A 514-nucleotide genomic window follows, 5' to 3' on the forward strand; every position below is an offset into this window, starting at 1 on the left:
TCCAACTAGAAGAAGAAACGTACGGCATCAATGTAATGCAAGTTCGTGAAGTTCTTCGTTACACTGAAATTGCTCCAGTTCCAGGTGCGCCAGATTACGTACTAGGTATCATCAACCTACGTGGTAACGTTGTAACGGTTATCGATACACGTTCACGCTTCGGTTTGATGGAAGGCGAAGTAACTGATAACACACGTATCATCGTGATCGAATCAGAGCGTCAAGTTATCGGCATCTTGGTAGATAGCGTTGCTGAGGTGGTTTACCTACGTTCTTCTGAGATCGACACTACGCCTTCTGTAGGTACAGACGAAAGCGCGAAATTCATCCAAGGTGTAAGCAACCGTGACGGTAAGCTTCTGATCCTTGTTGATTTGAACAAGCTGCTAACTGACGACGAATGGGACGAGATGGCTCACCTATAATTGGCTGAATGATGATGGCTGAAGATACTTTTTTATCTGTACCATTCCTCGCGTGTGGCGTTGCGTTTATAGTATTGGTGTGGTTTGTG

Annotated in this window: 1 protein-coding gene; it reads left to right on the forward strand. The window is 45.1% G+C overall.

Annotation, left to right across the window (positions count from 1 at the left end; translation table 11 throughout):
• On the forward strand, window positions 1–425 hold a 425-nt coding region (locus R7Q09_RS28480; RefSeq protein ID WP_169631103.1), incomplete at its 5' end, for a chemotaxis protein CheW.
• Window positions 426–514 lie beyond the last annotated feature (89 nt).

The sequence above is a fragment of the Vibrio sp. 2130-1 genome (assembly GCF_033339515.1).